The organism is Psychrobacter sp., from assembly GCF_030457785.1.
Taxonomy (GTDB): Bacteria; Pseudomonadota; Gammaproteobacteria; order Pseudomonadales; family Moraxellaceae; genus Psychrobacter.
The window spans coordinates 1-7,733 of the sequence record NZ_JAKDUI010000135.1 but is presented as its reverse complement, the minus strand read 5'-3'; the positions used below and the strand labels follow the sequence as shown (position 1 = coordinate 7,733).

5 protein-coding genes are annotated in these 7,733 nt (G+C 43.7%); all 5 read right to left on the bottom strand.

All coding sequences use genetic code 11. The features are described from left to right. Positions 1-171: 171 nt before the first annotated feature. The 5 genes from proB to L0J61_RS07520 all read right to left on the bottom strand — a co-directional run bounded on the left by proB (position 172) and on the right by L0J61_RS07520 (position 7,674). Complete coding sequence (gene proB / locus L0J61_RS07540; protein ID WP_301465769.1) at positions 172-1,344, bottom strand: glutamate 5-kinase; 1,173 nt, start codon at positions 1,342-1,344, stop codon at positions 172-174. A gap of 76 nt (positions 1,345-1,420) precedes the next feature. Further along, a complete protein-coding gene (cgtA, locus tag L0J61_RS07535) occupies positions 1,421-2,632 on the bottom strand; it encodes an Obg family GTPase CgtA (RefSeq protein ID WP_301465767.1) in 1,212 nt (403 codons plus the stop codon). A 482-nt stretch (positions 2,633-3,114) separates the two neighbouring features. Further along, positions 3,115-4,560 carry a glyceraldehyde-3-phosphate dehydrogenase gene (locus tag L0J61_RS07530; protein ID WP_301465766.1) on the bottom strand — a complete coding sequence of 482 codons (1,446 nt, stop codon included), beginning with the start codon at positions 4,558-4,560 and terminating at the stop codon, positions 3,115-3,117. 322 nt (positions 4,561-4,882) lie between these two features. Further along, the gene (locus tag L0J61_RS07525) at positions 4,883-6,136 is read right to left on the bottom strand and encodes a lipocalin family protein (RefSeq protein WP_301465764.1); all 1,254 of its coding nucleotides are present in this window, start codon (positions 6,134-6,136) and stop codon (positions 4,883-4,885) included. Between the two features lie 446 nt (positions 6,137-6,582). After that, positions 6,583-7,674: an NUDIX domain-containing protein gene (locus L0J61_RS07520; RefSeq protein WP_301465763.1), complete on the bottom strand. Its 1,092-nt coding sequence runs from the start codon at positions 7,672-7,674 to the stop codon at positions 6,583-6,585. Positions 7,675-7,733 lie beyond the last annotated feature (59 nt).

The window sequence follows — 7,733 nt, the reverse complement described above, 5'->3', positions numbered from 1 at the left end:
TTTGAATACTATCATCACTAAGCGCCAAAAAATACTAGCGATCTCTCGACATACTGTACTAATAGAACGCCTGTGTACTCCTTGTTAGTTTATTAACTAACAAGGAGGTAGGACAGCTTTATAGAAATCGAAAACTGTCCTATATCTGATTTTCTATTCAGTCACTGCCAGCTATCCAGTCACTGCCAAATTGTCCCTGTGTATCATCACGACACGCTCTTCATTGCTACCGAGGATCTTATCAAACTTTTCAGTACGTTCACGCGCTACACGGGCAGCATCACGAGATGAGAAGTTGACCTGACCAACAGCGATACGCTCGCTTGTGTCTTGATGCACGACTTCAACCACGTCTCCTTCATCAAAGTCACCACGCACCTCCACCACACCAACTGGTAACAAGCTTTTGTGATGCTCGACCATTGCTTTTGCAGCACCATCATCAACGATCAAGGTGCCTGACATACGCATGTGTGCGGCCAGCCATTGCTTGCGAGCAATGATTTTGTCTTTATCGTTGGTGGTTAGTAGCGTACCAACGGCCTCACCGGACACAACGCGAGTGATAACATCTTCAATCGCACCACTCACGATAACAGTTGGACAACCACCCATAGCAGCCAGACGACCTGCACGTATCTTCGTTAACATACCACCACGCCCAAGCTTACCGCCATCCCCTGCAATATCGAATAAGTAGTCAGCCATCGCACGTTCTTGACGGATCATTTTGGCATCAGGATTATCACGTGGATTGTCTGTGAATACGCCTTTTTGATCCGTTAGGATAATGTATAAATCGGCGTTAACCATCGCTGCCGCCATGGCACCCAAAGTATCGTTGTCGCCAAATTTAATCTCATCAATGGTAATGGTGTCATTTTCATTAATAACAGGAAGCACATCCCAGTCTAACAATTGTTCTAATGCACCTGTGGTATTTAAATAGCGGCTACGGTTGGCCAAATCATCATGAGTCAGTAATAACTGAGAGCTTTGGATACCATGTTGAATAAGTGCTGACCACCATGTTTCAATCAAACCCATTTGACCAATAGAAGCACAAGCCTGTAGTGCGGCGAGCTGTTTTGGACGCTCTTCGAGATTCATGCGTACCACGCCTTCAGCCACAGAACCTGATGACACGAGCAGGACTTCTACGCCCTGTTTGTGGAGCTTAGCAATCTGCTTTGCCCAACCGTAAATGGCAGTTCGATCTAACCCTCGACCATTATTTGTCAATAACGATGAGCCAATCTTGACAATAACCCGCTGAATATTAAAGTTGCGATCCTGCTTAACAAACCTTGCTTCTTCAGTCGTATTCTCTATGCCATCTGCCATATAAACTCCTATATCTCAAATAATTTGGTTGTAGGGACTAATTTAGAATCAAGTATATCAGTTCACGCTTAATAGTTTAAGGAACATAAGCTACTTCGACGCCATCATCGTCATCATCATCGTCAAAACTGCTGTCGTCTAATAAGCCTTCACGTTCTGCTTTACGCGCTGCACGATAGGCCTCACGTTGAGCCTCAGTATTAAGTCGAACTTCTTCTTCTAATCGCTCAAAACGCTCTTTTTGCGCCTCTGCAAAAATAGGATCTTCTTCTTCACGCTCACGTTCGCGCTCAATTTCATTCATCAAATGATATTTGACTGCATCAACGCCTTCGCCTGTGAGTGTGGCTGTTCGAAAAACAATGCCTGTCCAGCCTAGCTCTGCAACGATATGCGTGCACAGTGCATTTAACTCATCTTCAGGAACTTGGTCTACTTTGTTCAAGACTAGTATTTGCGGTAAATTGGCCAGTTCAGGAGAGAAGCGTTCAAGTTCATTTAGAATAACACGGCCGTTTTCTACTGGATCACTGCCATCAACTGGCTTCACGTCGATCAAATGAAGTAAACGACGAGTACGCGCAACGTGCTTTAAAAAACGAATACCAAGTCCTGCACCGTCCGACGCCCCCTCGATAAGACCAGGTATATCTGCCATGACAAACGAGCGATGACGGCCAATATCAACCACGCCCAAGTTTGGCACCAATGTGGTAAATGGATAGTCGGCAACTTTAGGCTTGGCCGCAGAGACTTGACGAATAAAAGTAGACTTACCAGCATTAGGTAGGCCTACCAAGCCAACATCAGCGACAACTTTAAGCTCAAACTTCAGTATCTTTAACTCACCTTCAAAACCAGATGTCGCTTTTCGTGGTGCTTGATTGGTCGAGCTCTTAAAATGAGTGTTACCCAAACCACCATCGCCACCTTTGGCAACCAGCAATGTTTGACCAATCTCAATTAAATCTCCTAACACCTCATCTGTTTCGGTATCGACAATAGTAGTACCGATTGGTACTGGTAGATAGATGTCGTCAGACCCTTTTCCTGAGCAGTTCTTACTTTGTCCGTTTTCACCGCGCTTCGCGTCATAGCGGCGCGTATAACGATAGTCGACTAGCGTGTTTGTGTTGTCGTCAGCGATGACATAGACATCACCGCCACTACCACCATCGCCACCGTCAGGACCACCACGTGGTACATATTTTTCTCGGCGGAAGCTGGCGATTCCATTACCACCGTCACCTGCTTTTACCGTTACGACGGCTTCATCAATAAATCGCATTCTACGTTCCTTAGTTTACAACCCAGTGTAAAACTGGCTACAACTCACAGCTGTAGTGTATTTTCTTTCTAGATTTTATTACAAATTTTGTTGTTAAAAAACAACTATAACAACCTTTGTGTGAAGACGTGTCTTTGTCGTAAAAAACGATGATAAAAATAATAAAACTGTAGTCAAGCAAGAGAAATAGCATAGATAATATCGAAGTAATATTCAGCTATCTGACTGAACAGTTTTGCAAATTTTAGCTCATTTAGATCGCTGTCAATCAAGCTAAAGACACATCCTAGTATTTGGTAGTCATTATGACAATAACACCCGATAACCATTTTGACTATCGGGTGCCTGAGTATCGGGTGCCGGTATGTAGCAATTAAATATAGCGAATAGATTAAGCCCGACTGCCTGTGATAGACAGTATTTGAGCTTATTATATTACGACGCTATTTTACTACTTTATCTGACTAAGTACAGCTGACATTTTATGCAGGGATCTGTGTATAGCTAATGCCTGCCATTTGTGTCGCCAAACGTAGAACCTGCGTGCTGTACCCTACTTCGTTGTCATACCAAATGTAAACGATGGCATGGTTATCAGTTAAAATAGTCGCTTGAGCATCAATGATGCCAACATGCGTGGTGCCAACGAAGTCTGTCGAAACGGCTTCGGTAGAGTCTGTATAGGCAATCTGCGACTGCCAAGTGCTACTATTGGAAATATTACGCATGAACTCGTTTAGAGCATCAGCACTTTCTGGAGCAGTTTTAAGATTCAAGTTTAAAATCGCTAAGCTGACGTTTGGCGTTGGTACACGAATCGCATTACCTGTAAGTTTGCCGCTTAGCTCTGGTAATGCTTTGCCGACAGCTTTTGCCGCACCAGTACTGGTAATAACCATATTCAATACCGCACTGCGACCACGACGATCAGATTTATGATAGTTATCAATCAAGTTTTGATCATTGGTGAACGAATGGATAGTTTCAACGTGACCGTTTTCGATACCGAACTCATCGTTCAATACGTTTAGCGTTGGTGTGATTGCATTGGTAGTACAGCTCGCAGCACTGACGATAGCATCATCGCCGACTGTGTCATTGTTCACGCCATATACAACGTTTTTGATGTCTCCACCAGCTGGAGCTGTCAGTAGTACTTTTTTCACGCCTGTAGACTGTATGTGCTTGCCGAGACCATCCTCATCTTTCCAGATACCAGTGTTGTCGATTACTAGGGCATCATTAATACCGTAAGCAGTATAATCAATCGCACTTGGGTCATTGGCATAGATAATTTGTACAAAGCGACCATTGATGATCAGACCGTTATTTTCGTCGTCAATGATAACGCCACCAGAGAAGCTACCATGGATAGAGTCACGCTCTAATAGCGATGCACGTTTGGCTAGATCGCCTGCTTTGGCTGGACGTACCACGATGGCTTTTAGTTGCAAGCCTTTTTCACTTGAAGCTTGTGACAATAATAGACGTGTTAAAATACGGCCAATACGACCAAAGCCATATAAAACAACATCAGTAGTAGGGTTGACAGTGTTACCTTCAGTATTGACTGCTTGAATCGCTGCCTGTAAATCACTGTCGTTGGTGATTAGTTGCCCTACGTCGACCTGCGCTGAGCGAAGGCTATCGTTTTCTGCTAATGCCTTGACCATTGTTAAAGTGTCAGCGATGTCGATGGTTTTGGCTTCTGAATGGCGCAATGCTACCTTTTGATGTAGAGCCAGTATTTGACCAACTGAAGTGGTATTTAGCGTTTCACCGAATAGGGTTACTTGGACGTCTTGTTTATTATAGAGGCTATTTAACAACCCCATCAGCTCAATTGCTTGTTGTTCTTGATTATTATAGTTACTTAAGTGATTTTGGTGTAGTTGGCGTAAGTTATCAGCGTTGCTCAAGAGAAACATCCTTATGGTCAATAGTGTGTGATCAGTAAAGTATGAAAATATAGATAGGTCTTATAAGCTCTAGGCGATGGCTCTAATAAAATACTAAAAAGACTATCGATGTTGATTATTTACATGAGAGTATTTGGATCGCCTAGATTTTAGCCTAAAACGCTCCATTTTGCCAGTAATAACAGATCTAGTAGCTGTTATCGTTTTTTGCATACGATCGGAGCAATGACTATCAAGCAAAAGGCAGCCACGGTGCTGCCTTTTATTTTATATCTTAAGCTTTTCCTGACGTCCTTTACTGCTAACACCAAACAATTACGTGCTCAAACCATTATGGCATCAAGCTGACCGTTTGATTGCTCTGTTGAGTCAGTTTGAACTCTTTTAGGTCGTAGCCTTGCTGCTGAGCAATTTGGCGATATTTGGTGTATGACTCTTGGTTAATATTTGGAGAGCGAGCCAATAACCACAGAGAGTCTTTATCAGGTGTGCCAACCAGCGCTGTTTTGTAGTCAGCATCGTGCGCCAATACCCAATAATCCGCACGACCTACCGGCAACCAACGAATCCAAGACGGTAAAAAGGTCACCTTTAGCTTGCTTCCCGTATCATCCGCAGCTTTTGCCAAACCTTCAGCGACGATTTCTGATCCGTCTTCGCCTGCGCATTTATTAGTGACGATAATGCCTGAGCCATCGGTCTTTTCAGTATAATTCGCTGTCACATCTCCAGCACACTTACGCTGGAAGTACATCGGCAAACGCCCTATTTCATACCAAGTTCCTGCATATTGCTCAAGGTCAATGCTATCTACCGTGGTGGGTGAATCTGCCGACTTGTGAATGATGGCACTTGGATCAATCGATAGTGGTTCTGTCGTGGTCTTATCTGCAGTTGCGTCAACGGTTGTTTCCATCGGTGGCGTAGCCGCATAAGCTGAAATCGCAGCCAACGGTATGATAATAGCCAAAGCAATGCCTGTGTGCTTAATTAATCCATTCATAAAAACTCGCTCCGGTATTTCACTGTATGTTGTATGGTTAGTCGTAAAGTGTGAATCCAAATGGTTATCCTTACTGTTTTTTGTGTTAGCAGACTGCTTTTTTAACCGCTTTACATTCAATGTTTCTTCGTCATTCAGCGCTTGCGACTGGTGCGAATGATTGTGGTCTTTAGCAGCAGAAAAATGCTGATTGTCGTTAGTCTTCTTTTTTTCATTTTCGTTTTCAAAACCTTCATAGTCAACCGTAGCAGGACTCCCCACCCGTACAGTGGGACTCTCGAGCTGTGCCTCAGTTTGTGAAGGTTTTTTTGCGGTACTTTTATATCCGAAATAATCATCTGCCACAGGTGCAGAAACGCTTGACGCAGGCGTACCTCCAGTCATGTGATCTGTAGTCACGTCACTTGGGCACTTATCATACAGGCTATCATGACAGTAGCTGGCATCGTTACTGGCACAGTCCGCCCCTCCTACTGCCTCTCGGTTCGAGTAGTGGCCGCTTGGCTGATTAGTCTGCTGGGACTGAGCGTCAGACTCATATGAATCCAACCATGTTGACTTAGATAATTTATTGGTTTTCATAGATGTACCGTATTAATAGTGCCTGTTAAAGTTCTATACATACCATCAATAGAATCTAACTGTTCATGTGTCATCACTACCAGTACGCGCCCTCCATTAAAGAAGTTACGCTACGAAATTAGATTTTATTGAGAGGATTTGGGCGCATTTGGGAATACAAATGTATTTAAAAAATATACTCAAAAGCGAAACCTACTTAAAAATTAAGCGTCCGGCGCCTCTTCACTCTGAAGTATATATTAGGAGCAACTTGAGCATTAAAACAGTGTCGCAATGTAGGAAAACGCAACGGTTTGTAAATAACAATGGGTTTATGCTGTAAATCAAAATACATAGTTACCAATCAGATAAATATGTCCATAAACTAGAACTTTATACTGATTCGTACTAGAGCGTGTCCCAGGACAGTCTCTTCGGACATAGCACTTTTACAACTAGGCTTATGATTATAAAAACTGACGGATACCAGCCACACTGACACCTCCGAACTGCGCGGCCTGCCCTATCATAGAGGGTGACAGACCGCCCAATCCAATGACTGGCATATCTGCCAATTGTGCCAATTCTGACCACGACTCCCAACCAAGTGGAGCCGCATCTGGATGCGTTTTCGTCGATAATACCGGGGAAACAAAGATTGCCATAACTGGTGGCAACTGTTTTTCTATACGCGCATCAGCCAGCCTATTGGCAGCTTCAATGCTAGCGATATCATGACAGCTAACGATAAATGGTCGCTCCTTACACAGCACTCTACTAGGCTCAGCATTGCTGTTAGCACTCATATCCCACTGCATGAGATCTGTATGCGTCAGATGATATGCCACTGCTGGATCATCGACCTTAGACTCGGTATGCGCCAACGAATCACAGACCACCGAATCCCTGTAAGGCAGAATCATCTGAAGATCAGGACGTTTGTTCATCAGCTCAGCAACCATCTGGTCTCGTTCGGCTCCCTTGACTCTAATATATACCCAGGCAGCGGCAGAAAGGTTTTCTATGTGATAGTTCAGCCACTCCGTCGCTGGTTCAGAAGACTCGCTAAAATGTGCCAGTGGATAGGTAATAGCTATTTGAGTCGGCAGCTTGATCCACTCCAGAATAGTATTATTGGCTGCTGGTAGTGGATACTTACCTGCCAGTAACGCCTGTCTCTCTACCCATTTAAGTGGCTGCTGCTCCAGTCCATACTGCAAGTATTGATGCTGCTCGTACTGTTGTTCACTTAGCTCACTCTTATAAATCTGCAAGCTGACCTGCTTATCGCCATAATCGTGATGCACGCGACCAAGCTTCACAATGGTGTTTTGACTCAAGTCGATGCCTGTTTCTTCAGCGACCTCCCGAACAACTGCTTGCTCTGCGTTCTCGTGATCATCGATTTTACCACCTACAAATTCGTAGAGATTACCTTGATGTTGGGTTGAGTTTCTAAATCCGAGTAAGTATTGCTCTTTATAGTGAATGACCGCTATTGCAACATTCACAGTGCTTGTTTGTTTTACTTCTGAGCAATTTTTCGTCGCACTTGTCATCTAATATCCTTTATTTCTATTGATTTTAACTATTCTGATTGAAAGTCTGTGTCAGAGTA

Bases quoted from the DNA above. Each gene is read 5' to 3' on its own strand.
- proB (WP_301465769.1), bottom strand. From the start codon at position 1,344: ATGGCAGATGGCATAGAGAATACGACTGAAGAAGCAAGGTTTGTTAAG.
- cgtA (WP_301465767.1), bottom strand. From the start codon at position 2,632: ATGCGATTTATTGATGAAGCCGTCGTAACGGTAAAAGCAGGTGACGGT.
- L0J61_RS07530 (WP_301465766.1), bottom strand. From the start codon at position 4,560: ATGTTTCTCTTGAGCAACGCTGATAACTTACGCCAACTACACCAAAAT.
- L0J61_RS07525 (WP_301465764.1), bottom strand. From the start codon at position 6,136: ATGAAAACCAATAAATTATCTAAGTCAACATGGTTGGATTCATATGAG.
- L0J61_RS07520 (WP_301465763.1), bottom strand. From the start codon at position 7,674: ATGACAAGTGCGACGAAAAATTGCTCAGAAGTAAAACAAACAAGCACT.